Origin of the sequence: Kitasatospora sp. NPDC001603 (assembly GCF_040298365.1) — a bacterium.
GTDB lineage: Bacteria > Actinomycetota > Actinomycetes > Streptomycetales > Streptomycetaceae > Kitasatospora.
Genome location: NZ_JBEPAA010000005.1, coordinates 1 through 22,716 on the forward strand (window position 1 = coordinate 1; position 22,716 = coordinate 22,716).

General features: G+C 74.6%; 24 protein-coding genes. 14 read left to right on the plus strand and 10 right to left on the minus strand.

Annotation, left to right across the window (positions count from 1 at the left end):
* The first annotated feature begins 189 nt into the window (after positions 1 to 189).
* The 3 genes from ABT263_RS05065 to thrS all read left to right on the plus strand — a co-directional run bounded on the left by ABT263_RS05065 (position 190) and on the right by thrS (position 3,306).
* The gene (locus ABT263_RS05065; protein WP_352287679.1) at positions 190 to 1,026 is read left to right on the plus strand and encodes a PhzF family phenazine biosynthesis protein; all 837 of its coding nucleotides are present in this window, start codon (positions 190 to 192) and stop codon (positions 1,024 to 1,026) included.
* Between the two features lie 46 nt (positions 1,027 to 1,072).
* A complete protein-coding gene (locus ABT263_RS05070; RefSeq protein WP_352287682.1) occupies positions 1,073 to 1,795 on the plus strand; it encodes a leucine-rich repeat domain-containing protein in 723 nt (240 codons plus the stop codon).
* A 224-nt stretch (positions 1,796 to 2,019) separates the two neighbouring features.
* A complete protein-coding gene (gene thrS / locus ABT263_RS05075; protein ID WP_502885760.1) occupies positions 2,020 to 3,306 on the plus strand; it encodes a threonine--tRNA ligase in 1,287 nt (428 codons plus the stop codon).
* A 21-nt stretch (positions 3,307 to 3,327) separates the two neighbouring features.
* On the opposite strand, the gene ABT263_RS05080 is transcribed toward thrS, so the two are convergent.
* Positions 3,328 to 3,495 (minus strand): VOC family protein, encoded by a 168-nt coding sequence (locus tag ABT263_RS05080; RefSeq protein ID WP_352287687.1) that lies wholly within the window; start codon positions 3,493 to 3,495, stop codon positions 3,328 to 3,330.
* A gap of 46 nt (positions 3,496 to 3,541) precedes the next feature.
* Entirely contained in the window at positions 3,542 to 4,141 is a 600-nt protein-coding gene (locus ABT263_RS05085) for a C40 family peptidase (RefSeq protein WP_352287690.1), read from the minus strand.
* 188 nt (positions 4,142 to 4,329) lie between these two features.
* Between ABT263_RS05085 and ABT263_RS05090 the strand changes: the two genes are divergently transcribed.
* Complete coding sequence (locus ABT263_RS05090; RefSeq protein ID WP_352287693.1) at positions 4,330 to 4,734, plus strand: RidA family protein; 405 nt, start codon at positions 4,330 to 4,332, stop codon at positions 4,732 to 4,734.
* 32 nt (positions 4,735 to 4,766) lie between these two features.
* Here the strand turns inward: ABT263_RS05090 and ABT263_RS05095 are convergent, their stop codons facing one another.
* The 3 genes from ABT263_RS05095 to ABT263_RS05105 all read right to left on the minus strand — a co-directional run bounded on the left by ABT263_RS05095 (position 4,767) and on the right by ABT263_RS05105 (position 6,390).
* Entirely contained in the window at positions 4,767 to 5,267 is a 501-nt protein-coding gene (locus ABT263_RS05095) for an SRPBCC family protein (RefSeq protein ID WP_352287696.1), read from the minus strand.
* The gene (locus ABT263_RS05100; protein WP_352287699.1) at positions 5,264 to 5,671 is read right to left on the minus strand and encodes an ArsR/SmtB family transcription factor; all 408 of its coding nucleotides are present in this window, start codon (positions 5,669 to 5,671) and stop codon (positions 5,264 to 5,266) included. The genes ABT263_RS05095 and ABT263_RS05100 overlap by 4 nt, the downstream gene beginning before the upstream one ends.
* Before the next feature lie 161 nt (positions 5,672 to 5,832).
* A complete protein-coding gene (locus ABT263_RS05105; protein ID WP_352287701.1) occupies positions 5,833 to 6,390 on the minus strand; it encodes a YceI family protein in 558 nt (185 codons plus the stop codon).
* A gap of 454 nt (positions 6,391 to 6,844) precedes the next feature.
* Between ABT263_RS05105 and ABT263_RS05110 the strand changes: the two genes are divergently transcribed.
* The 4 genes from ABT263_RS05110 to ligA all read left to right on the plus strand — a co-directional run bounded on the left by ABT263_RS05110 (position 6,845) and on the right by ligA (position 12,548).
* Complete coding sequence (locus ABT263_RS05110; RefSeq protein WP_352287703.1) at positions 6,845 to 8,359, plus strand: tetratricopeptide repeat protein; 1,515 nt, start codon at positions 6,845 to 6,847, stop codon at positions 8,357 to 8,359.
* A 213-nt stretch (positions 8,360 to 8,572) separates the two neighbouring features.
* Positions 8,573 to 9,208 (plus strand): ScbR family autoregulator-binding transcription factor, encoded by a 636-nt coding sequence (locus ABT263_RS05115; protein ID WP_352287706.1) that lies wholly within the window; start codon positions 8,573 to 8,575, stop codon positions 9,206 to 9,208.
* A gap of 452 nt (positions 9,209 to 9,660) precedes the next feature.
* Complete coding sequence (locus ABT263_RS05120) at positions 9,661 to 10,299, plus strand: ScbR family autoregulator-binding transcription factor (RefSeq protein WP_352287708.1); 639 nt, start codon at positions 9,661 to 9,663, stop codon at positions 10,297 to 10,299.
* Positions 10,300 to 10,466: 167 nt separating this feature from the next.
* Positions 10,467 to 12,548 carry an NAD-dependent DNA ligase LigA gene (gene ligA / locus ABT263_RS05125; protein WP_352287711.1) on the plus strand — a complete coding sequence of 694 codons (2,082 nt, stop codon included), beginning with the start codon at positions 10,467 to 10,469 and terminating at the stop codon, positions 12,546 to 12,548.
* A gap of 63 nt (positions 12,549 to 12,611) precedes the next feature.
* Here ligA and ABT263_RS05130 read toward each other — a convergent pair whose 3' ends face one another.
* Positions 12,612 to 12,821, minus strand: coding sequence for a hypothetical protein (locus ABT263_RS05130; protein WP_352287714.1), 210 nt, complete (start codon positions 12,819 to 12,821; stop codon positions 12,612 to 12,614).
* Positions 12,822 to 13,120: 299 nt separating this feature from the next.
* Between ABT263_RS05130 and ABT263_RS05135 the strand changes: the two genes are divergently transcribed.
* The 4 genes from ABT263_RS05135 (at position 13,121) to ABT263_RS05150 (ending at position 17,101) form a co-directional block, all read left to right on the plus strand.
* Positions 13,121 to 13,876, plus strand: a complete 756-nt coding sequence (locus tag ABT263_RS05135; RefSeq protein WP_352287716.1) for a putative protein N(5)-glutamine methyltransferase — start codon at positions 13,121 to 13,123, stop codon at positions 13,874 to 13,876.
* Positions 13,877 to 13,993: 117 nt separating this feature from the next.
* Entirely contained in the window at positions 13,994 to 14,809 is an 816-nt protein-coding gene (locus ABT263_RS05140) for a GNAT family N-acetyltransferase (RefSeq protein WP_352287718.1), read from the plus strand.
* A 173-nt stretch (positions 14,810 to 14,982) separates the two neighbouring features.
* Positions 14,983 to 16,563: an MFS transporter gene (locus ABT263_RS05145; RefSeq protein ID WP_352287721.1), complete on the plus strand. Its 1,581-nt coding sequence runs from the start codon at positions 14,983 to 14,985 to the stop codon at positions 16,561 to 16,563.
* A 181-nt stretch (positions 16,564 to 16,744) separates the two neighbouring features.
* On the plus strand, positions 16,745 to 17,101 hold the full coding sequence (locus ABT263_RS05150) for a hypothetical protein (protein WP_329485788.1): 357 nt from the start codon (positions 16,745 to 16,747) through the stop codon (positions 17,099 to 17,101).
* A gap of 23 nt (positions 17,102 to 17,124) precedes the next feature.
* Here the strand turns inward: ABT263_RS05150 and ABT263_RS05155 are convergent, their stop codons facing one another.
* From ABT263_RS05155 to ABT263_RS05165, 3 genes are all read right to left on the minus strand, one after another.
* The gene (locus ABT263_RS05155; RefSeq protein ID WP_352287724.1) at positions 17,125 to 17,625 is read right to left on the minus strand and encodes an anthrone oxygenase family protein; all 501 of its coding nucleotides are present in this window, start codon (positions 17,623 to 17,625) and stop codon (positions 17,125 to 17,127) included.
* A 247-nt stretch (positions 17,626 to 17,872) separates the two neighbouring features.
* The gene (locus tag ABT263_RS05160) at positions 17,873 to 19,384 is read right to left on the minus strand and encodes an FAD-binding protein (protein WP_352287726.1); all 1,512 of its coding nucleotides are present in this window, start codon (positions 19,382 to 19,384) and stop codon (positions 17,873 to 17,875) included.
* A 119-nt stretch (positions 19,385 to 19,503) separates the two neighbouring features.
* Positions 19,504 to 19,824 (minus strand): cupin domain-containing protein, encoded by a 321-nt coding sequence (locus ABT263_RS05165; RefSeq protein ID WP_352287728.1) that lies wholly within the window; start codon positions 19,822 to 19,824, stop codon positions 19,504 to 19,506.
* Between the two features lie 155 nt (positions 19,825 to 19,979).
* Between ABT263_RS05165 and ABT263_RS05170 the strand changes: the two genes are divergently transcribed.
* Together ABT263_RS05170 and ABT263_RS05175 are read left to right on the plus strand one after the other, a co-directional pair.
* The gene (locus ABT263_RS05170; protein WP_352287731.1) at positions 19,980 to 20,279 is read left to right on the plus strand and encodes a YciI family protein; all 300 of its coding nucleotides are present in this window, start codon (positions 19,980 to 19,982) and stop codon (positions 20,277 to 20,279) included.
* Positions 20,280 to 20,403: 124 nt separating this feature from the next.
* Entirely contained in the window at positions 20,404 to 21,159 is a 756-nt protein-coding gene (locus tag ABT263_RS05175) for an alpha/beta fold hydrolase (protein WP_352287734.1), read from the plus strand.
* 71 nt (positions 21,160 to 21,230) lie between these two features.
* Here the strand turns inward: ABT263_RS05175 and ABT263_RS05180 are convergent, their stop codons facing one another.
* Positions 21,231 to 22,712: a condensation domain-containing protein gene (locus ABT263_RS05180; RefSeq protein WP_352287736.1), complete on the minus strand. Its 1,482-nt coding sequence runs from the start codon at positions 22,710 to 22,712 to the stop codon at positions 21,231 to 21,233.
* Positions 22,713 to 22,716 lie beyond the last annotated feature (4 nt).

Here is a 22,716-nt window from a genome sequence, read left to right on the forward strand (position 1 = left end):
CGTGGCCCCGGGCGGGCCCGTGTCACATGTTGATCATGTGCCCGGCCAGACCGTGGACGGCCTCCTTGACCGCCTCGCCGAGCGTCGGGTGGGCGAGCGGGCGGCGCGCCCGCCCGCCCGCCCGGCACCAGGCCAATCACCTCCGATTGGCCATGGCGACCCGCCGGGGCCACCGCTATCGTCCCCGCCATGCGCATTCACGTGGTCGACGCCTTCACCGATCGTCCGTTCGCCGGCAATCCGGCCGGCGTGTGCCTGCTGCCCGCCGGGGAGTGGCCGGACGACACCTGGATGCGGCAGGTGGCCGCCGAGCTGAACCACTCCGAGACGGCGTTCGCCCTGCCGCTGCCCGGCGGCGCCGAAGCCGACTGGGCGATCCGGTGGTTCACCCCCACCGTCGAGGCCACCCTGTGCGGGCACGCCACCCTGGCCACGGCGCACACGCTCCGCACCGAGCGGGGGATCCTCGGCACGGTGCGGTTCCGCAGCCGCTACCACGGGGTCCTCGTCACCCGCACCGACGAGGCCGGCGGCGTCACCCTGGACTTCCCGGCCGCACCCGGCACCGAGGTCCCCGTCCCCGAGGGGCTGGCCGAGGCGCTGACCGTCGAGCCCGAGTCGGCCCGGCACACCGGCAGGCTCGGCGACCTGCTGGCCGTCCTGCCGGACGAGGCCGCCGTGCGCGACCTGACGCCCCGGCTGGACGCGCTGGCCGCCCTGACGCTCCGCGACGACCTGCGCGGCGTCATCGTCACCGCGCCCGCGGCCCGCGCCGACGCCGGGTACGACTTCGTCTCCCGCTTCTTCGCCCCGGCCCGAGGGATCCCGGAGGACCCGGTCACCGGCAGCGCCCACACCGCGCTCGCCCCGTACTGGACGGCCCGGCTGGGCCGTGACCAGCTCGCCGGCCTCCAGGTCTCCGCCCGCACCGGCCTGGTCCGGACGGCCCTCCACGGCGACCGCGTCCACCTCTCCGGCACCGCCGTCACCGTCCTCGACGGGACCCTCCACCTCCCGGGCGCGTAGCGGCCCCGGGCTTCGCCGGGGCGTCGCACCGGCGGAGAATGCCCGGGTGACAGACCTGACCCTCAACCTCTGGCGGCAGCCGCTCGGTGCGGTGCCGGAATCCGTCTGGGACCGCACCGACCTGACCGTCCTCATCCTGGCCGAGACCGGCCTGACCGAACTGCCGCCCGCCATCGGACGGTTGCGCCGACTCCGGACCCTCGACCTCGGGCACAACGCGCTCACCGCCGTGCCGGAGGAACTCGGTGAACTCACCGCACTGCGCGACTTCCTCTACCTGCACGACAACGCGCTCACCCGGCTGCCGGACGCCCTCGGCCGGCTCGGCGCCCTGCGCTACCTCAACGTCGGCGAGAACCGGATCGGCGAACTGCCGGACGCCCTCGGTGGGATGACCGCCCTCGTGGAGCTGCGGGCCCAGCACAACCGGCTCACCCGGCTGCCGGACACCCTCGGCCGCCTCGGCGCCCTGCGCGAACTGTGGCTGCGCGGCAACGCGTTGACCGCTCTGCCGCCGTCCGCCGCCGGACTCGCCGCGCTGCGCGAGCTCGACCTGCGGGACAACGCCCTCACCGAGATCCCTCCGGTGCTCGCCGGGCTCCCGCTGCTGCGCCGGGTGGACCTGCGGAGCAACCGCATCACCGAACTGCCGGACTGGCTGGCCGGATTGCCGGCCCTGGAGAAGCTCGACCTGCGGTGGAACGACGTCACACCGCCGCCCCGCCTGCTCGCCGCCCTCGGCGAGCGGGGCTGCGCGGTGCTGTACTGAGGACGCCCGCTCCCGATCGGCTCCGGGGCGCGGGCGAGCACCGGAAACGGATCGCCGGGAGCGCCGCCGCCCTGTTACCGTGGGAGGCGTGAAGCGCGCTGCAGCCGTCCTGACGACGACGCCGGAGAGAGTCCCGGTGCGCTGACTGCTGACCTAGTCCGAAGCCCCGGGGCCGAGTGCCCCGGGGCTTCGTCGTTCCCGCCCACTCGGCCCAGGAGCGCCGCCTGCGGAGAGCCCCCGCAGGTGCCACCCCGCAGACCCGAGTGGAGACCGCCACCATGCACGACCACCGCCGCCTCGGCCGTGAACTCGACCTCTTCGACACCGACCCGCTGATGGGCGCCGGCCTGCCGTACTGGCTGCCCGACGGCGCCGCCGTCCGGCACACCCTGGAGGAGTTCGTCCGGGGGTGCGAACAGCGGGCCGGTTACCGCCACGTGTACTCGCCGGTGCTCGGCAAACGCGAGCTGTACGAGATCTCCGGCCACTGGTCGCACTACCGCGACGACATGTTCCCGCCGATGGACCTGGGCGCCGAACAGGTCGTGCTGCGCCCCAGCCTCTGCCCGCACCACGCCCTCATCTACCGCTCCCGGGCACGCAGTTACCGCGAGCTCCCGCTGCGGATGGCCGAACTGGGCGGGATGTACCGGTCCGAACCGTCCGGCGTGCTGGGCGGCCTCACCCGGGTCCGGGCGATCCAGCTGAACGACGCCCACATCTTCTGCACCCCCGAGCAGGCGGCCGACGAGGCGGTGGCCGCGCTGGAGCTGATCCGCGAGGCGCACCGCGCGCTCGGGATCCGCCCCGTCCGCTACCGGCTCTCGCTGCCCGGTGAGGGCGGTAAGTACGTGGCCGACCCGGCGCTCTGGGGGCGGGCCACCGCGCTGCTGACCGAGGTGCTGGAGCGGTCCGGCGTGCCCTTCGAGGCGGCCGAGGGGGAGGCGGCGTTCTACGGACCGAAGGTCGACGTCCAGATCGCCGACGGCGCCGGTCGCGAATCCACCCTCTCCACCGTGCAGATCGACTTCCACCAGCCGGAGCGGTTCGGCCTGCACTACATCGGCGCCGACGGGGCCAGGCACCGCCCGGTGATGGTGCACCGCAGTGTCATCGGCAGCGTCGAGCGGGTCGTCGCCCATCTGATCGAGCTGTACGGCGGCGCGTTCCCGGCCTGGCTGGCGCCCACCCAGCTGGTCCTGCTGCCGGTCTCCGAGGGGGAGGCCGACCAGGCCGGGCGACTGCGGCAGCGCTGCCTCGACCAGGGGCTGCGGGCCGAGGTCGCCGGGCCCGAGCACGGGACCCTGGGCGCCCGGATCCGGGAGGCCCGGCTGGTGCCGTACCAGGCGGTGATCGGGCCGAGGGAGGCGGCCGACGGCCAGGTGGCCCTGCGCCTGCGCGACGGCCGCCGGCTCGCCCCGATCCCGGCCGACGAGGCCCTGGCCCGGATCCGGTCCCTGGTCGGGGCGGGCAGCCCCGACCTGTGGGAGTCCGCCCCGGCCGGGGAGTAGCCGGCCCGCCGGGGGCGGCGGTCAGGAGGACTGCAGCTCGATCAGGTGGCCGTCCGGGGCGCGGAGATGGGCGGTGCGCAGGGTCGGGCCCCACGCGGGGCGGTCGGTGGCTTCGGCCGCCACGCGGGCGCCGTGGCGGAGGCAGAGGGCGAGCGCCTCGTCCACGTCGGTGACGCGGACGGCCAGCATCGCGGAGTCCTGGGCGGCCGGCGGGCTTCCGGCCGCTTCCGCTCGCTCAGCCGAGCGGCAGCGGGCGCCGGGCGTCGGCGAACTCGGCCGCCCAGCGCGGGTCTTCGAAGACACCGGGCAGACGGGTGACCAGGGTGCCGGTGCGTTCGGCGTGGATCATCGCGCCGTCGCCCGCGTGGACGCCGACGTGGTGCAGCGGCGCGTCCGCGCGCGAGAAGAACAGCAGGTCGCCGGGGAGCAGGTCGGCCCGGGCGACCGGCTCGGAGCGGTGGTACTGCGCGACGGTGTAGTGCGCGAGGTCGACGGCGCCCCCGCTGGCCCGGTACCAGCTGTAGAGGGACAGCCCGCTGCAGTCGAAGCCGACGGTGTGCTCGCCGAGGCACTGGCCGTCGAGGTAGCCGTTCTCCTCGTCGCAGAACCCGATGCCCGCGCCCAGCCGGTCGCCGCCGCCCCAGGCGTACGGCACGCCGATCTGCGCGGCCGCCACCTCGGCGACCCGGCGGCCCAGGGCGGCCGGTGGCAGCGGCGCCGCGGCCGGTGCCGCCCGGGCCGCGACGGTCGCGAGGACGGGTACGGCGCTCGCGCCCAGGGCGAGCCCCAGGATCCGGCGGCGGCCGACACCGCGGCCGGGCAGTCGAAGCACCATCGCGGAACCCCTTCGTTCGGTGGGGCACCAGGATCGCCGTCCGGCGGGGCGACCCGCCATCACCCGCACCGGTGAACCGGGAGTGCGGGGGCGCGGCGGGAGGAGCGGGCGGCGGTTAATGGTTTGACCGGCGATCAGGAGGCTGCCGAGGATGGGGAGCAGACATCCGTTCGACCTTCGGAGCCCCCATGAGCGGTACGGTCCGGCTGATCCGCAACCACCGGCTCACCCAGGCGGTGGACTACGCCTACGCCGCCTCCGTGGACGCGCCGGTGCGCTCGCTCTGGCTGGCGGGCGCCTGCCCGCTCGACGCGGAGGGGCGGACGGTCGCGGTGGGCGACTTCGCGGCCCAGGCCCACCAGGTCATGCGCAACCTGATCACCGTGCTGGAGGACGAGGGCGCCGCCCTGACCGACCTCGTCCGGACCACCGTGTACGTGGCCTCCTCCCGGCAGGAGGACCTGGTGACGGCGTGGGAGGTCTACCGCTCCTACCTGGGGAGCCACGACGTGCCCAGCACCCTGCTCGGCGTCACCGTCCTGGGCTACACCGACCAGCTCGTCGAGGTCGAGGCCGTCGCCGTGCTGTCCTGAGCGACCGCCCCCGTGGCGGCGGCGAGCCGGGGTCAGCCGGCGGCGAGGAGCTCGTCGAGCTGGTCGTACCCCTCGATCACGCCGCGGTCCATCCCGCTCGCCATGATCGCGTCGCGGGTGGCCAGGCTGTCGACGAGGGAGAGTGAGCTGACCCGCGTGCGGCCTTCGCCGACCGGCTCGAAGAGCACGGTCTCCAGCGAGACGCCGTCCGGTACGCCCTCGAAGGTGAAGGTCTGGACGAGCCGGCTGTCCCGGCGGACTTCGTGGAACGACCCGTAGAAGGAGGCGATCACCTCACTCGCCGGCCCGTCCCCGGCCAGTGCGGAGTAGCGGTAGCTGCCGCCGGTGCGGGCGTCCCAGGTGTCGATCTTCATGACCCGATCCCTGGGGCCGAGCCACCGCGCCACCAGCTCGGGCTCGGTCCAGGCGCGGAACACCCGGGCCGGTGGGGCGTCGAACTCGCGGACGATGCGGATGACGGGGAGTGCCGGGTCCGCCTCGATCGTGGTCCGGCGGTCGTTGCTGGAGGTCATGACGCTGCTCCTTCGTGCTCTCCGTGCTCTTCGTGCTCTTCGGGGGATTCCGGGGCCGGGACGGCCGCTCCGGGCTCGTCGCCGTCCTCCATGGCGGCGAGAACGGCGTCCAGTCGACCGAACCGCTCCTCGGCCTGCCGGCGGTACCGCTCGATCCAGACCGTCATCAGATCGAGCACCTGGGGCTCCAGGTGGCACGGCCGGCGCTGGGCGTCGCGACTGCGGCTCACCAGCCCCGCCTCCTCCAGCACCTTGAGGTGCTTGGAGACGGCCTGCATCGACATGGCGTAGGACTCCGCGAGTTCGCCGACCCCGGCGTCGCGGACGGAGAGCCGGGCGACGATGTCGCGCCGGGTCGGGTCGGCCAGGGCGACGAACGCCCTGGACAGCGGATCGGTGGCCATCAGCGCACCTCTGCTTCTCTTTGCAACCGTTTGGTTGAGTACGAGGCTACTCCTCGCCGCGCGCGTGTTCAACCAATGGGTTGAGTACCGCGGCTCGCCCCGGAACGCGCCGAGGGCCTGTGGCGGTCTCCGCCACAGGCCCTCGGGTACACCGGGCCGGGTCACTCCTGCTTGATCGCCGAGATGTCGAACTCCAGCACCACCTTGTCGCCGACCAGGACGCCGCCGCCTTCGAGGGCGGCGTTCCAGGTGATGCCGTAGTCCTTGCGGCTGATGGCGACCGATCCCTCCAGGCCGACCCGGAGGTTGCCGTACGGATCCCGGGCGTTGCCGGTGTACTCGAAGTCGATGGTGATCGGGCGGGTGGTCTCCTTGATGGTCAGATCACCGCTGACCCGGTACTCGGCGCTGTTCAGCTGCTCGACGCCCGTCGAGGTGAAGGTGATCCTCGGGTGGTTCGGGGCGTCGAGGAAGTCGTTGGTGCGCAGGTGCCCGTCGCGCTGCTCGTTGCCGGTGTCGATGCTCTCGGCGCTGATCGACACCCGGGCGGTGGAGCGGCTCGGGTCGGTGCCGTCGAGGTGGGCGCTGCCTTCGAAGGTCTGGAACGCGCCGCGCACCTTCGTCACCATGGCGTGGCGTGCCACGAAGCCGATCCGGGTGTGCGCCGGGTCGAGGACGTAGTCGCCGGTGAGATCGGCCAGCGGGGTCGTCGTGGTCACGGGGATCTCCTGAGGGGAACGGGGGCGGAGCCGGAGGGTGGGAGCCCCGCGGCGCCGGTCGCGCCCGTCCGGGGAGGGCGGCGGGCCGGGCGGGGTGCCCCGGGCCACGCTAGGCGTTCCGCCCCGGTGCCGCATGCGCTGTTCACCCGGACGGGCGGACCGGCCCGGAGGGCCCGGCGGTGCCCGACGCCGAACTCCGGGCCCGTGCGGCGGCTCCCTACGGGTGGGCCCGGCGGTTCACTCCGAATCGGTCCGGCGGCTCCCGGAGGTCGCGCGGGGGAGCAGGGCGCCGTGCCCTGCCGTGCGCCGTCAGATTGGCCAGAACGCGTGTCCCGCACTGTGGTTGACGCGGGTAGCATCCCTGCACCGGCGCTGTCGACCGGTCCGTCCGGCCCCGTCGCCGGCCGGTGGCACCGGCGACGCCGTCCGGACGCGCAGCGAGTGGGGTGACCTCTTGGACGAGGCCGCGGAGCACCGCGCGGACCGCGCCGCGCCGTCCGTGCCGGGCGCCGCCGGGGCGGGTGCGTCGGACGGGCCGGATGCGCCGGACGTGCCGGACGCTGCCACGCCGGACATGCCGGGCGTGGTCCGCAACGAACTCTCCGTCGGGACGGCGGTGTCGATGGCGGTGGTCCAGGCCGGCCTCGTCACGGGCGGGGTCCACTACCACGTCACGTTCCCGGGCGGCCCCTCCACCGCGCCGCGACTGCCGCCGCCGCCCGACCCGTTCGCCCTGCCGGAAGGGCTGCTCACCGAGGAGCAGGCCCGGGAGGCCTACGAAGCCGCCTGCCTCCTGGAGTTGGAGTGGAGCGGCGGGGACGGGACGCAGAACCTGCCGAGGATCGAGCAGCTCCACCGGCTGGCCGCCGGGGCCGGGAACGCCGACGCGATGGCCCGGTTGGGGCTGATCGTCGAGGGCCGGATGCGGGCCAGGCTGCGCGGGGAGCTGCCGGAGGAGCCGTCGGCCGCCGACGCCGAGCTGGCCATGCACTGGTACCGGAGGTCAGCGCAGCTCGGCAGCGCGTTCGGCGCGCTCTTCCTGGGGACCCTCTACGAGGAGCGGCTCGGCAACCCGAGCGAAGCGCTGCGCTGGTACGAGAAGGCGGCCGACGCCGGTCACCAGATCGCCCGGTCCCGGTACGACGGCCTGCAGAAGCGACTCACGCTCGGGCTCGGCGCGCTGGCCGGCCGCAGGCGTTTCGACGACGGGGAGCGGCGGAGCACCGATCGACAGGACCGAGAGGGAGGGCAGCCGGTGAACAACGGGTCGGCTTTCGAGCAGTGGCTGGAGCGGGAGTGGCGGGGCAGCGAGGCGATGGCCGTCGCGGCCTGCCTGTCCGCGCTCGCGGACGCGTGCGGCGGCCCGCACGGTGAGTGGGGAACGCTGGACGAGCAGGAACACGGCGTCGTGCTGGCGCACTTCAGCACCCTGCAGCCCACCCGGGTCACCCTCCCGGCCGTCGCCCGTGAGTACCAGGGGAACATCGGGGACGGGAACCTGCGGGCACTGGCCACCCGCCTGCGCAGGAATCCGCGCTCGGCCCCGTCCGCCCGGGAGCTAGCCCCGGTCTGGTGTCAAAAGGTGCGTGAGAACCGGGTGGAGACAAGGGAGTTCACCTATCTCGTCGAGCTGGACTACCACGACTACGACCGGATGAAGGCGCTGCTCGACGGGCTCGCCGAGCGGCTGCGGGCGGCCCCGCCCGAGGGGGACCGGCTCGCCGAGTACCTGCTCGACCTCCGGATGATCTCGGACGAACTGGCCCAGGCTCGCAACCGTGCCGTCCCGGCCTACAGCGGGCCCGACCGATGGGAGTTCTCGGTCATCCTCACCCCGGAGTACCTGGAGGTGCTGAAGGCGCACTCCGCCCAGTACGCCGCCGACCGGGCGGCTTCCGCGGACTTCCGGGCCTTCTGGAAGCGGATCGACGACGCCCTGAACGCGGCTCCCGCCACGCCGTTCCCGTAACTCCGGCGGGATCCCGACGCCTCGCGGTGGGCCGGGAGCGCGCCGCCGTCCGATATACCGCACGGTCGGTTTTCTGTTCTCCGAAGCGACCGCCGGGCCGGAGAAAACCGCAGGTTCGGTACGGGAATTCCTGCCGGTTAAGATACGGGCTGTCTGGTTTTGTTCGATCGGTGCGGTGGGCGGGGTGGTCGTGTGGTGCGGCAGGAGCGGGCGGTGCGGACGCGCCGGCTGATTCTGGAGGCGGCGGCATCGGTCTTCGACGAGTGCGGGTACGAGGCGGCGACGATCGGTGAGGTGGTGGCTCGCGCCGGCGTCACCCGGGGAGCGGTCTACTTCCACTTCGCGTCCAAGCGGGACCTCGCCCAGGGGGTGGTGGAGGAGCAGTTCGCCCACGACTCCGTGCCCGAACGCGCTTGCAGACTGCAGGAGTTCGTCGACACCGGCATGGTGGTGGCCTATCTGCTGCCGCGTGACACGGTGCTGAGCGCGGGCGCTCGGCTGTCGCTGGGCCAGGACGGCCTCGGGGACCTGGGCGGGGGCGCCGTCCCCGGGTGGATCTCCCGGTTCGAGGCGCTGCTGACGGCGGCGGGGGAGCGCGGCGAACTGCTCCCGCACGTGGTGCCGGCCGACACCGCCTGGCTGGTGACGGCGGCCTGGGCGGGTGTGCAGGTCCAGTCGCAGAAGCTCGCCGGCCGCGCGGACCTGGAGCGACGCGTCGCGGGCCTCTTCCAGCACCTGCTGCCGAGCGTGGCCGTGCCCGGGGTGCTGGCCTCCCTGGAGATGGATGCCGACCGGGGCGCCAGGGTGGTCGCCGAGGTCGCCGCCGCCCGCGCGGCCGCGGCCTGCTGAAGACCCGTCCGCCGGGGCCCTGTCCGTGTCACGCCGAACCGTACAGCGCGTCCGGTTTGGCAGCTCACAAACCGCTCGTCCCGTTTCTTGCGGTCCGATGCGGGGTCGACGCCGGTCCGGCGCGGGGCCGGACGCGGGGCCGCCACGGCCGTGCCCACCCTCCGGCCGGTCGGCAGCCCGGCCGCCCGGGCAAACCAATGTGCCAAGGATGCGTCGACAGATCACCGGAGGGGTTACCCGGTGACCATCAGTCACGGCATCGTCGACGCGCGGGAGTTCGGGCGACCGGTGGCGGTCGGCCGGGGTGTCGCGGTGGGGCGGGGACGTCCCACCGGCGGCGCGACGACGGTCCGGCGCGGACCTGGCCGGCTCCCGCGGAACGGGTGACGGACGGCGGCGGTCGCCGGGTCGGTCCCGGCGTGGTGCGGGCGGGCGGAATGGAGGGCCGGTTGGTGCAGGAGAGATCGGAGCGGACGCGCGGGCGTCTGGTCGCGGCGGGAGCGGAGCTGTTCGACCGGTCCGGCTACGCGGGCGCGACGCTCGCGGACATCGCCTCGGCGGCGGGGGTGACGAAGGGCGCGCTCTACTTCCACTTCAGCTCGAAGGAGGAGCTGGCGCGGGCCGTGGTGGAGCACGCCGAGCGGGCGCTACGGGAGGCCTGCTGCGCGCTGCGGACGGAATCCACGTCCGTCCAGGCTCTGATCGACGCGGGCTACTGGCTGGTGGCCTCGCTGGAGTCGGATCCGGTGGTCCGGGCGGCGTTCCGGCTGGGCCGCGAGGACGGGGCCTGGCAGGGCGAGCACGGACCGGTCGCCGGGGTCCGCGGCTTCCAGGGTGTCTGGGCGGGCGCCGTCCGGGAGCTGCTGGCGGGCGCGCGCCGGGCGGGTGAGCTGCGCGAACGCGCGGGCGGGGTCGGTCCGGAGTCCCTGCTGGTGGCCGCCGCGTGCGGACTGGAGGTGCTGGGCGGCGCGGCGCGCGGCCGGGAGGAGCTGGCCGGCCGGCTGCAGGCGTTCTGGGACTGGCTGCTGCCCTGCCTCGTCCTCCCGGAGGCGGTCGACTCCTACCGGACCGCGGCGCCGCCGGCCGGCTGACCCCGGTCGCGGCGGACGCCGTCCCGGCCCCGGTCGCCGGGGCGGACCGGCCGAGGGTCCGTGGGCCGGTGGGGCGACCTGCCACCCCCGGCCGTCCGGAGACACCCGCGCCCGGCGGTCGAACGGCCCTGCGGTCGAATGTCAGTGCCGGGAGCCATGATGGCGGTATGAAGGACGCAGCCACCATGGCCTCTCCCGCTGCCCTGGCCTCCCCGGACGCCTACGCCGACGCCGTCTCCACGGCGGTGCGGGCCGCCGCGGCGTACTACGCCGACGGCGCCACCCCGCTCGGCGACGACGAGTACGACGCCCTGGTGCGCGCCATCGAGGCGTACGAGCGCGAGCACCCGCAGGAGGTGCTCCCCGACTCCCCGACCGGCAAGGTGGCCGGCGGCGCGGTCGTCGGGGACGTCCCGCACTCGGTGCCGATGCTCTCGCTCGACAACGTGTTCTCCGCCGAGGAGCTGGCGTCCTGGGCCGAGGGTCTGGAGCGCAGGCTGGGCCGGCCGGTGGCCGGCTGGTGCGTCGAGCCGAAGCTGGACGGCCTGGCGATCGCGGCCCGCTACCAGGCAGGCCGCCTCACCCAGGTGCTGACTCGCGGCGACGGCCTCGCGGGCGAGGACATCACCCACGCCGCCGACGCGGTGCTCGGCCTGCCCGCCCGGCTCGGCGAACCCCTGGACATCGAGCTGCGCGGCGAAGTCCTGCTCACCCAGGAGCAGTTCGACCACGCCAACGCCGTCCGCACCGAGCACGGCGCCACCCCGTTCGCGCACCCCCGCAGCGGCGCGGCCGGCACCCTGCGGGCCAAGGACCGCGCCTACCGCGTCGAACTCACCTTCTTCGCCTACGGCGCCATCGGGCTGCCCGACCTCGGGCACGGCGAGCTGCTGGAGCGCCTCGCCGCTCTCGGCGCCAACACCGCCGCCAGCACGGCGGCCCACCCGCAGCGCTGCGCCACGATCGAGGAGGTCGGGCAGCGCGTGGACGAGATCGCCGCGCTGCGCGCCGCCCTGCCGTTCGGCATCGACGGCGTCGTGGTCAAGGCGGACTCCGCCGCCGACCAGGAGCAGGCCGGCTCCGGCTCGCGCGCCCCGCGCTGGGCGGTGGCCCGCAAGCTGCAGGCCCAGCACAAGGTCACCCGGCTGCTGGGGGTGGAGTGGAACGTCGGCCGGACGGGCATCATCGCGCCGCGCGCCGTCCTGGAGCCGGTGGTCATCGACGGTGTCACCGTCACCTACGCCACCCTGCACAATCCGGCCGACATCGAGCGCCGGGGCCTGATGATCGGCGACCAGGTGTTCGTCTACCGGGCGGGCGACGTCATCCCGCGCGTCGAGGCCCCCCTGGTGGACCAGCGCACCGGAGCCGAGCAGCCGATCGCCTTCCCCGAGACCTGCCCGCGCTGCGGTGACGCCATCGACACCACCGAGCAGCGCTGGCGCTGCGTGCGCGGCCGGGCCTGCCAGGCCGTCGCCTCGATCATCTACGCCGCCGGGCGCGACCAGCTCGACGTGGAGGGCCTCGGCGGCACCCGCGCCGTCCAGCTCGTCGAGGCGGGGCTGGTCGCCGACCTCGCCGACCTCTTCACGCTCACCAAGGAGCAACTGCTCACCCTGGAGCGGATGGGCGACACCAGCGCCGACAACCTGCTCGCCGCCATCGAGGCCGCCCGTACCCAGCCGCTCAACCGGGTGTTCTGCGCGCTCGGGATCCGCGGCACGGGCCGGACGATGTCGCGCCGGATCGCCGCACACTTCGGCAGTATGGCGGCGATCCGCGCAGCCGACGCCGAGGCGCTGGCCGGGGTGGACGGCATCGGCGCCGAGAAGGCCGCCGTCATCGTCACCGAACTCGCCGGGGTGGCGCCGCTGTTGGACCGGCTGGCCGCCCTGGGGGTGGGTACCGCAGTCACCACCCCGACCGCGCCCGTCGCGTCCGCCGACGGCGCGGAGGGGGAGGCGGCGGTCGGTGCGGTGGCCGGTGGTGCGGTGGCCGGCCCGCTGACCGGTGAGAGCGTCGTCGTCACCGGAGCCATGACCGGTCCGCTGGCCGAGCTCTCGCGCAACGCGGTCAACGAGCTGATCGAGCGGGCCGGCGGCAAGGCCTCCTCGTCCGTCTCCAAGCGGACCACCCTGCTGGTCGCGGGGGAGAAGGCCGGTTCCAAGCGGGCGAAGGCGGAGGAGCTCGGCATCCGGATCCTCACCCCGGAGGAGTTCGCCACCCTGGTCGCCGACCACCTCGCCTGAGGCCCGGTCACCCCGCCGGACGCCCGAGGCCCGGGGCCCGAGGCCCGCGCCCCGGCCGACGGTCTACCGGCCAGGGGCGCGCGGGCCGTCGAACAGCGGGGCGAGCGCCCGGCGCAGGTCCTCGGGCTCGCGGTGGAGCAGCCCCGTCATCCCCAGCCCGGCGGCGCGTTCGAGGCGGGTCACCTCGTGCTGGTCGAAGAAGCGGAGCACGCCGTCGATGTCGCACAGCACGGCGTCGAACGGCGGCCTGTCGGGTGCGGCGGAGGACCGCATCGGACCTGGATGCCACCGGGTGAGGGCCCCTCGCCACGATGCCTTCCGGGTGCGGAGCGTGCGGTAGGGTGGCGGCGCCGAACAGAACCACGACCTCGGGAGGTGAGACCCATTACCGGTACGACGGAGCGGGTGCTCCCCGGGAACAGCCGTGAAGACGTGGCACCGAGCGCGTAGTGGCGCTCTGCCGGTTCGGCGGCGGTCCCTCTCGGGGAGTCCTGGCGGATTGATCTTTCGCCTGTGTCTTTGATGGGGTTCTTCTGTTGTCTGTCTTCTCTTCCGCACTGTTGCGTTCCTCGGTGACCTCCCGCCTCCGGGCGGCCGGCTGTGTCTTCGCCGAGGACGAGGCGCGCATCCTGCTCGACGCCGCCGCCACTCCCGCCGAACTCGCGGCGATGGTCCGCTCCCGCGCCCAGGGCCGCCCGCTGGAGCACGTGGTCGGCTGGGCGGAGTTCGGGGGTCTGCGGATCTCCGTCGACGCGGGCGTCTTCGTGCCCCGGCGCCGCAGCGAGTTCCTGGTCGAGACGGCGCTCGGGCTGACGCCCGCGCACACCCTGGTGGTGGACCTCTGCTGCGGGAGCGGCGCGCTGGCCGCCGCCCTCGCGGCGGCGGCCGCCCACCCGGTCGAGGTGTACGCGGCGGACGTCGACGCGGCCGCCGTCCGGTGCGCCCGCCGCAACCTGGCGGGCGCCGGCGGCCGGGTGTTCGAGGGCGACCTGTTCGATCCGCTGCCCGTCGAACTACGCGGCCGGGTCGACGTGTTGCTGGCGAACGTGCCCTACGTACCGACCGCCGACATCGCGCTGCTCCCCGCCGAGGCCCGGGTGCACGAGGCGCGCCCGGCCCTGGACGGCGGCGCGGACGGGCTGGACGTGCTGCGCCGGGTGGTGGGGGAGGCGCCGCACTGGCTGGCCCCGGGCGGGGCGCTGTTCTTCGAGACCAGTGAGCGCCAGGTGCCCGCGGCCCTCGCCGTGGTCGGCGCGGCCGGGCTGGACGGGGCGGTCGCCTCGTGCGAGGACCGCGACGCGACCGTGGTGACCGCGACCCGGCGCTGACCGAGGGCGGCCGGGGCACCCGGGGCGAGGAGGGCCGACCCCGGCCGTCCACCGTCCACCGGCCACCCGCCGGAATTCCGATTGCCCCGCAGCTCACCGGGATGATGGAGTGCCCGGATGACTACCGATCACGACACCTTGCTGGCCCTCGTCGACTCCCGGATGCGCCGAGGCATCTCGCGCGAGACCTCGGCCGCGCGCATCGTGCAGTCCCCGGGGATCGTGCGCCAGAGCGGTCCCGAGAGCGTCTGGAACGGCATCGTCTGGTCCGACCTCGACCCCACCGGCGCCGACGCCGTGATCGCCGAGCAGGTCCGTCACTACGCCGGTCTCGGCCAGGACTTCGAGTGGACCGTGTACGGCCACGACCGCCCGGCCGACCTCGGCGAGCGCCTCACCGCCGCCGGCTTCACCCCGGAGGAGCCGGAGACCCTGATGGTCGCCGAGCTCGGCGACCTCACCCGCCGGATGGCGGACACGGCGGAGCCGGCCGGCATCGAGCTGCGCGAGGTCACCGACGAGGCGGGCGTGGCCCAGGTGGTCGCCGTCCACGAGGAGGCCTTCGGCACCGACGGCACCCGGCTCGGCCGCCGCATCCTGGCCCAGCTCACCGAGAGCCCGGACACCTTGAAGGTGCACCTCGCGATCGCCCACCACGAGGGCCGGGAGGTTCCGGTGTGCGCGTCCCGGATGGAGCTGTACCCCGGAACGGGCTTCGCGGGGCTCTGGGGCGGCGGGACGCTGGCGGCCTGGCGCGGCCGCGGCGTCTACCGCGCGCTGGTGGCGCACCGGGCCCGGATCGCCGCCGGTCTCGGCTACGAGTACCTGCGGGTCGACGCCTCCGACCAGAGCCGCCCGATCCTGGAGCGGCTCGGCTTCGCCGTCCTGACCACCATGACGCCCTACCAGTACGAGCACCGGGCCCGGGGCTGACCGCCTCGGGGCCGGGCCACGGTGACGGGGCTGACCGCGCGCCTCGGGGCAGGGCCACGCCGACGGGGCCGTTCAGGGGACGCGCGGCGTGTGCCACCGGCCCGGTGCCGGGCGGGCCCGGATAGTGGGCAGGTCCGTTCGGCACGGGGCCGGGCGCAGGAGGGAGCGGACCCATGGCCGGAACGTCCGGGGAGCCGGACGGCGGGTACTCCCCGCAGCGGTGGACCGCGATGACCGGGATGTGCGTCGCGGCCGGCATGGTCTGGCTGTCGTTCGCCGACTTCGGGGTCGCCGTGCCGACGATCTCGGACGAACTGTCGGTCTCGCTGCCCGCCCTGCAGTGGGCCAACAACGCCTTCAGCCTCTCCACCGGTGCGCTGGTGCTCGCGGCCGGGAAGCTGGGCGACGTGTTCGGGCGCAAGCGCATGCTGGAGACCGGCCTGGTGCTGCTGGGCGTGATCTCCTTGCTGACGGCGTTCACGCCGGGGGTGACCGGGATGATCGCCGGGCGGGCCGCGATGGGCTTCGGCGCCGCGCTGATCCTGCCCGCGACGCTGGCGCTGATCCCGCCGATGTTCCCGGCGAGCGAGCAGCCCCGGGCGTTCGGGGCCTGGATGGCGGTGGCCTGGGTCGGCCAGGCCGCCGGGCCGGCCGTCGGCGGCGTGCTGACCGGCCTGGCCGGCTGGCGGTCGACCTTCTGGATCAACGCCCCGCTGGCGGTGATCGCCTGGTGGCTGGTGCGCCGGTCGGCCGTGGAGTCCACCGACCCGAACGCCACCCGGCACATCGACCTCACCGGCCTGGTGATCAGCGCCGCGGCCGCGTTCTGCCTGCTCTACGGGTGCACGGCCGGTCAGGAGGACGGCTTCACCGACCCGGTGATCATCGCTCTGCTGGTCGCGTCGGTACTGCTCGCGGCGCTGTTCGTGCTGGTGGAACGGCGGGTCCGGGATCCGCTGCTCGACCTGCGGCTGTTCGCCTCCCGGCCGTTCGACGGGGCGCTCGCGGCGAACTCCGTGATGAACATCGTCTTCGCCGGGGTGAGCTTCCTGCTCACGCTCTACCTCCAGGAGGTCCGCGGCTACGGTCCGGTCGCGGCCGGGCTGCTGTTGCTGCCGTCCACCGTGACCATCCTGCTGTTCAACCCGTTCGGCGGCCGGGTGGCGGCCCGGCGGGGGGCACGGCTCCCGGTGGTCGTCGGCCTGTTCCTGCTGGGCATCGGCACCCTGGTGACCGCCGTGATCGGCGACACCTACCACTACGCCGTCCTGGCCACCGGGCTGCTGGTGCTCGGCGCCGGTCTCGGCCTGATGTCCGTCCCGCTGTCCGACACCGCGGTCGCCGGGCCGCCGGAGGAGCTGGCCGGGACGGCCTCCGGGATGTTCAAGGTCACCAGCATGCTGGGCGGCGCCTTCGGGGTGGCCGTGACGGTCGCGGTCCAGCAGGCGGTGGAGACCGACCAGGCGATCAGCCGGGCGCGGGCGGCCGGGCTCTCGGAGGACGACGCCCAGCAACTGGGGAACGCGGTCACGGACTCCAAGCTCGCCGACCAGATCCTCTCCTCGGTCGACCAGGCCACGGCGGACGCCATCACCGCGGCCTTCCGCGACGTCCAGGCGATCGGCGCCGGCCGCGCGATCGGCCTGGCCGGCCTGCTCGCGGTGGTGGCGGCGCCGGCCCTGCCGCTGCTGTGGCGGCAGCGGGCGGGACGCCGGGAGCCCGCGACGGCGCGGAAGGAGCACGAGACGCGGTAGCCGGCGGACCGCACCGCGCAGGCGGCTCGCCGCCCCTCCGCCGTGGTGCGCCCCTGCGCCCCCTCGTGCTGTCTGGCCAAGTCCGTTGTGATGCCGGTGACTTGGACTCCAAGGACGGTTCTAGAATCATGTCGGCAACGGCAGGAGTCCAGCGAACACCGGGGAAGAGGCGACAGCCAGCGTGGATCCCGTACTGCGACCGTTCCGTGTCGAGGGGAAGGCCGTCCAGCTCGCCAAGTACCTCGCGGAGGAGGAGATCGGCGATCTGGTCGGCTGTTCCTGCATCGGCAACGACGTCACCATCGACCTGTCCGACATCCACTTCCTGATCAGCCTGGTCGATCTGGGCGGCGGGCTGCGGCTGAACTTCCACATGGCGCACGACGGCCCGGCCCGGGCCCGTTCCTGGAGCCGTCGGCTGCCGGCCGAGGCGGGTCCGCGCGACATCGCCCGGCGGATAGCGATGGATGTCGCCACGCTGGACCGCGAGATCGCTCCGCTGCGCAACAACCCGCCGAGGCCGCCGGCCGCGCGCTGAGCCCCGCCCGGCGCCGGCGGGGCTCAGCCGCTCGCGTTGCCGTGCAGCACCAGCGCCCAGCAGAGGCATCCGAGGGCCGCCGTGCAGAGCAGCGCCCGGGCTATGTTCCAGTGCACCCAGCGCGCCTCGAACCGCTCGCGCACCGCGGCGGGCTCCGGGATCCGCCCGGGCTCCCCGGCGGCGGCCAGCGCGTCGTTCAGCGGGACGTTGATCTTACGGGTCACCGCGAGCGCCGCCGTGTAGCAGACCAGGGCCGCGACGGCGGCCGGCAGGACGTCGTGACCGTCCGACGGCAGGTGCAGTGCCACCGCCACCGCCGTGCAGACCAGCGCACCGACGAACCCGACCAGGAACCAGCCGTTGAGGATGGCCACGTTGATGCGCTGCATCACGTCGATGAACGTACGGTCCTCCGTCGTGCGCAGCCCCGGCATCACCGAGCAGGCGTAGGCGTAGAACAGCCCCGCGCTCAGTCCGGTGGTGATCGTCGCGGCCACGAGGGCGATCACGCGTGCAGCTTCCATCGGGTTCGTCCCTCGTTCCGTCCGCCGGTGTCGCCGCCTCGGCCGACCGGCTGTCGGCCCGGGCCGGCCGCGGCGCTCCGTCCGCTCACGACTCGCTCGGGTGACGCACCGTCAGGCCGCTTCCACGCGCTCGCACTCCTTCCCCGTCGACACTCTCACGGGCGCACGCCGATCCGAACCGATTTTCACCGTGCCTCCCCGCAGGCCCGCCCCGCCCGCCGCGGGGGCGGGGCGGGCCTGCGGCGGATCAGGTGTGGATGCCCTGGCCGGGGGTGAGGATGCCGGCCGGGTCGTAGCGGCGCTTCGCCGCGACGGCGGCCGCCCAGCGGGAGCCGTAGTGACGGCGCCAGTCCGTCGGCGTCATGCCGGGGACGGCGCCGATCAGGTAGCGCTTGCCGCCCAGGGCGACGGCCCGGTCGTAGAGGCGACGGTTGCGGCGGAGCATGGCGGTGGTGTCGGCGCCGGGGGCGGGGAAGGAGAGCAGGTCGAAGTGCCAGCCGACCGGTGCGTCCGGCATCACGGCCATCGGGCGGGTCAGGGCGGCGGTGCGGTAGGGGTAGAGCAGGAGGAGCCCGGCGCCGAGGTCCGCGGGGGTGAGCGACGCGGTGGCCTCGCGGACGAAGGCGGCCGCGGTGGAGGCGGGCAGGAAGACGCTGAGCCAGGCCTTGGGCTGGGTCCAGAGGCCGGCGGCCTTGAGGTAGCCGGCGAAGCCGTCGACCCGGAAGGCGTAGTCGCGGGCGCTCTGGTCGACGACGGTGGTCTCGCCCGGGAGGCAGCGCAGCCCGCGCAGCAGGGCGTCCCGGTCCGGTGGCGTGGCGCCGTCGTAGTGGGCGACCGTCTCGATCTTGTACCGCCAGGTGCCGGCCGCGGCGTCGAGTACCGCCTCACCCGCCTGGAGGTCGAAGCGGCGCTCGGCCATCAGCCGCTCCTGGTCACCGAGGTAGGCGGCGAGGTCGTCGTAGAACAGGCTGAACACCAGGGCGCGCCGGCGGGCCGGGACGAGCCGCAGCGTGGCGCGGACGATGATCCCGGCCTGTCCGCCGCCGGCCAGGACGGCCTCGAACAGCTGACGGTTGGTGGTGGCGGAGGCGGTCAGCAGCCGGCCGGTACCGGTGACCACGTCGACCGACTCGACGGTGTCCACCTGTAGGCCGTGGCGCTGCACGGCGGAGCCGATCCCGCCCACGCTGAGCGTGCCGCCGACGGAGAGGTGCAGGTAGTCCGTCAGACAGGGCGGCATCCAGCCCTGGGCGAGGGCGGCGTCGGTGAGCTGCGCCCAGGTGACGCCGGCCTCCACCACGGCCCGGCCGGGGGTGAGGGAGAGGATCCGGTCCAGGCCCCGCGCGTCGACGGCGATGCCGCCGGGTGCGGTCGCCTGGCCGTAGCTGGAGTGCGACTCCAGCTCCGCGGGGTCGCCGCCGCCGCTCTGGCCGTTCATGGCGACCGGGATCCGGTGGCGGTGGGCGAAGCCGACGACCTCGGTGATGTCGCGCACCGAGCCCGGCCGAAGTACGGCCCGGGGCGCGGCGGTCACCAGGTGCCCGAAGTCACCGGTGAACCGGGTGAGCGTGGCGGGGTCGGTGACCAGGCTGCCGTCCAGCCGGGGCAGTGCGGCCACCGCGTCCGCCGTGGCCGGGCCGTCGGTGGGGGCGCCCTGGCCGGCGGCGACGGCCCAGCTGCGGCCGGCGGTGTTCCAGCCGATGACCGTGGCCGCCGCGCCGACGAGCAGACCGCGGCGGGGCAGAGCTGACTTGCTCATGGCAGATATCTCCGATCAATCGTCATATCAGCGCAGTTGTACCGCAGTCGCCCCGTCTCCGGGCAGTCCCCTGCGCCGTTGACGGCGTGAACGGGGCGCGGGCTGTCCGGACGGCGGGCTCAGGCCGGTCCGGCGCCGTCCTCGTCCACCTCGACGATCACCAGCGTGCCCCGGCTGCCCGGGGCCACGGCGTGCGGGACCCCGGCCGCCACCACGTACAGCTCTCCGGGGCCGAGCGGGACGGCCGTGCCGGCGACCAGCAGGTCCAGCCGGCCGTCCAGGACGAGCAGCGCCTCGGCGTGCGGGTGCCGCTCCTCGGCCAGCGGCAGCTCGTCCATCCGCAGCACCTTGACGGCGGCCGTGCCGATTCGGCCGAGGACGCGCGAGCGCCAGGCCCCGGGCAGTGCGGCGGCGGTCGCGGGGACGTCGATCCGGTTCATGGCACACCTCTTCCGGCGCGGTCCGGCCGCGCCCGTGATCACGGGGATGCCCGCACGCTATCCGGGACGCGGGGCGCGTTGGTCGACCGTTCGGCAAAATCTCCGGACCGCCGCCCCGCTGACACCCCGTCGGGAGGGAGGACTAGCCTGGACGCATGTTCGTTCTGGAGTTGACCTACACCGCGCCCCTGGACCGTATCGACGCCGTGCTCCCGCGGCACGTGGAGTGGCTGAAGGAGCACTACGAGGCCGGGACCTTCCTCGCCTCGGGCCGCAAGGAGCCCCGCGACGGCGGCGTGATCATCGCCGTGGCCCCGGACCGGTCGGTCGTCGAGGAGATCGTCCGGACCGACCCGTTCAGCCTGGCCGGTCTGGCGGAGTACACCGTCACGGAGTTCCTCGCCACCACCACCGCGCCCGCACTGGACGCCTACCGCCAGCAGCTGCCCGCCTGAGGACCCGCGGGGGCCGGGCGCCCCGGCTCCCGCGGTGGGCGCCGTGGCGTCGGTGGCCGGTGGGGTTGGTGACCGGCGGGCCGGGGGAGGAGAGCGGCAGACCATCGCGAACGGGAGCGCCGCCATGACGATCAGTCACCGCACCATCGGTACCGGCGAGCACAAGGTGCTCGTCCTGCACGACTGGTTCGGCACCAGCGCGGGTTGGGGCGCGTTCCTCGACCACCTGGACCCGGACGCCTTCGGCTACGCCTTCCTCGACTACCGGGGCTATGGCGAACGGCGCGACGTGGAGGGCGAGTTCACCCTGGCGGAGATCGCCTCGGACGCGCTGGCCCTGACCGACCAGCTGGGCTGGGACACCTTCTCCGTGGTCGGGCACTCGATGGGCGGCAAGGCGGCGCAGCGCGTCCTGGCCGAGGCGCCGGACCGGGTGCGCAAGCTGGTGGGGCTGGCCCCGGTGCCCGCGAGCGCCTATCCGCTGGAGGGTGACGCGTACGACCTGTTCCACCACGCCCCGCGGCAGCCCGCCAACCGGCGGGCCATCCTGGACCTGGTGACCGGGCACCGCGCCTGCGGCCGCTGGCTGGACGCGATGACGGCCCGCTCGGTGGCCGGCTCCAGCCCGGAGGCCGTCGCCGGCTACCTCGACGACTGGACCACCCAGGACTTCGCGGCGCGGATCGCCGGCAGCACCCTGCCGGTCAAGGTGTTCGTCGGTGAGCACGACCTCGCGCTGTCCGCGGAGTTGATGCGCGGCACCTGGCTGGCGCACTACCCGAACGCGGACCTGGAGGTCCTGGCCAACTCCGGGCACTACCCGATGCACGAGGTGCCGGTGGCGCTGGCGACCGCCCTGGAGGCCTTCCTGCGCGCCTGACGGGCGCTTGGGGGTCGGCTCCGGGGTCACGCCCAGGCACCGGGCCCCGGGGGCCCGACCCGGGGGGAAGGTCACGCCAGCGGCGGCACCTGCTCGGCCAGCCGCCGCACCAGCCGGTCCAGCCAGCCCCGGACGGTGGCCTCGTCGAAGAGGTCGGCGTCGTACTCGGCCAGGCCCGCCAGGCCGCTCCCCTCGGGGGTGAGCATCAGCAGCAGGTCCGAGCGGGCGCCGCTGCCCGGGACGTCCTCGACCACGACGTCCAGGCCGGTCAGCTCCAGGACCGGCGCCGGGGTGGTCTGCACGGCCAGCAGTACCTGGGGGAAGGACGGCGGGAGCGCCAGCCCGCGCGCCCGCAGCTCCTCCGTGACCAGGCCGAACGGGACGTCCGCCTGGTCGAGCGTGGTGGCCAGGGCCTCGCCGGCCCGGTCGACCAGCCCGGCGAACCCGCCCGGCGCGCGGCTCGGCAGCCGGACCGGCAGGTTGGTGGTGAGCAGCCCGACCAGCCGCTCGTGCTCGCGGCGCCGCCGGTTGGCGGTCGAGAGCATCACCAAGGTCTCGTCGGCGCCGGTGAGTTCGCCCAGCAGATCGCCCACGGCGGCCAGCACCACGGCCGCCGGGGTGGTGGAGCGGCGGGCCGCGCACCGGTTCAGCGCCGCGGTGAGCTCGGGGGTGAGCGTGAAGGGCAGCACGCCGCCGTGCCCGGACCGCCGTTCGGGCCGGGGCCGGTCGGTGGGCAGCGGCACCGTGAGCGGCAGCCCGGCCAGCCGCTCGGCGTACCGGGCGGTGGCCCGGCGCACCGCCTCCCGGGTCACCACCGTCCGTTCCCAGCAGGCGTGTCCGATCATCGATCCCGGCTCGGGCAGGTCGGCCCGGTGGTCCCCGTACAGCGTGCCGAGATCGGCCAGCAGGGTGGCCAGGGACCAGCCGTCCAGCACGATGTGATGGATCGTCAGCAGCAGGATGTGGTGCTCGGGGCCCAGCCGGAGCAACCGGGCCCGGAGCAGGGGCGGGGCGGCGAGGTCGAACGGGGTGGCGGCCTCCTCGCGGGTGGCGGCGGCCACCGCCTCCGCGCCGCCGCCCACCGCGGCGACCGGCAGCGGCAGGCTGTCGGGCGCGGGCAGGACCTGCTGGAGCAGCCCGAGGTCGGAGGGCGCGTACCGGGTGCGCACGCTGCGGTGGCGGGCGGTCAGCGCGGTCAGGGCCCGTTGCAGGCGGGCGGGGTCGAGCGGCCCGCGCAGGGTGATCCGCTGGGTGATGTTCCACAGGCTCGGGTCGGCCACCCGGCCGTGGCTGCGGTGCATCCGGGCCTGGGCGATGCCGGCCGGTGCGGCGGCCTCGGCGGCGCCGCCGCCGGTCAGGGTGGCGAGCAGCCGGGGCCGTTCGGCCTTCACGAGGGCGACGAGCGGGGCGTCCATCGCTCCGGGCGGGGCGAGGTAGTCGAGCCGGTCCCCCTCGGTGGAGAGGACGACCTCCCGCTCGTCCAACAGCCGGACGAGCCGCTGCCAGTCCTCGGTCGGCGCGGGCACGGCGGGCGCGGTCGGTCCGGTGGGCACGGCG

Coding starts and splice junctions, on each gene's coding strand:
- ABT263_RS05065 (WP_352287679.1), top strand. CDS start 190: ATGCGCATTCACGTGGTCGACGCCTTCACCGATCGTCCGTTCGCCGGC.
- ABT263_RS05080 (WP_352287687.1), bottom strand. CDS start 3,495: ATGCTGGCCGTCCGCGTCACCGACGTGGACGAGGCGCTCGCCCTCTGC.
- ABT263_RS05085 (WP_352287690.1), bottom strand. CDS start 4,141: ATGGTGCTTCGACTGCCCGGCCGCGGTGTCGGCCGCCGCCGGATCCTG.
- ABT263_RS05090 (WP_352287693.1), top strand. CDS start 4,330: ATGAGCGGTACGGTCCGGCTGATCCGCAACCACCGGCTCACCCAGGCG.
- ABT263_RS05095 (WP_352287696.1), bottom strand. CDS start 5,267: ATGACCTCCAGCAACGACCGCCGGACCACGATCGAGGCGGACCCGGCA.
- ABT263_RS05100 (WP_352287699.1), bottom strand. CDS start 5,671: ATGGCCACCGATCCGCTGTCCAGGGCGTTCGTCGCCCTGGCCGACCCG.
- ligA (WP_352287711.1), top strand. CDS start 10,467: ATGAAGGACGCAGCCACCATGGCCTCTCCCGCTGCCCTGGCCTCCCCG.
- ABT263_RS05130 (WP_352287714.1), bottom strand. CDS start 12,821: ATGCGGTCCTCCGCCGCACCCGACAGGCCGCCGTTCGACGCCGTGCTG.
- ABT263_RS05140 (WP_352287718.1), top strand. CDS start 13,994: ATGACTACCGATCACGACACCTTGCTGGCCCTCGTCGACTCCCGGATG.
- ABT263_RS05145 (WP_352287721.1), top strand. CDS start 14,983: ATGGCCGGAACGTCCGGGGAGCCGGACGGCGGGTACTCCCCGCAGCGG.
- ABT263_RS05155 (WP_352287724.1), bottom strand. CDS start 17,625: ATGGAAGCTGCACGCGTGATCGCCCTCGTGGCCGCGACGATCACCACC.
- ABT263_RS05160 (WP_352287726.1), bottom strand. CDS start 19,384: ATGAGCAAGTCAGCTCTGCCCCGCCGCGGTCTGCTCGTCGGCGCGGCG.
- ABT263_RS05165 (WP_352287728.1), bottom strand. CDS start 19,824: ATGAACCGGATCGACGTCCCCGCGACCGCCGCCGCACTGCCCGGGGCC.
- ABT263_RS05170 (WP_352287731.1), top strand. CDS start 19,980: ATGTTCGTTCTGGAGTTGACCTACACCGCGCCCCTGGACCGTATCGAC.
- ABT263_RS05175 (WP_352287734.1), top strand. CDS start 20,404: ATGACGATCAGTCACCGCACCATCGGTACCGGCGAGCACAAGGTGCTC.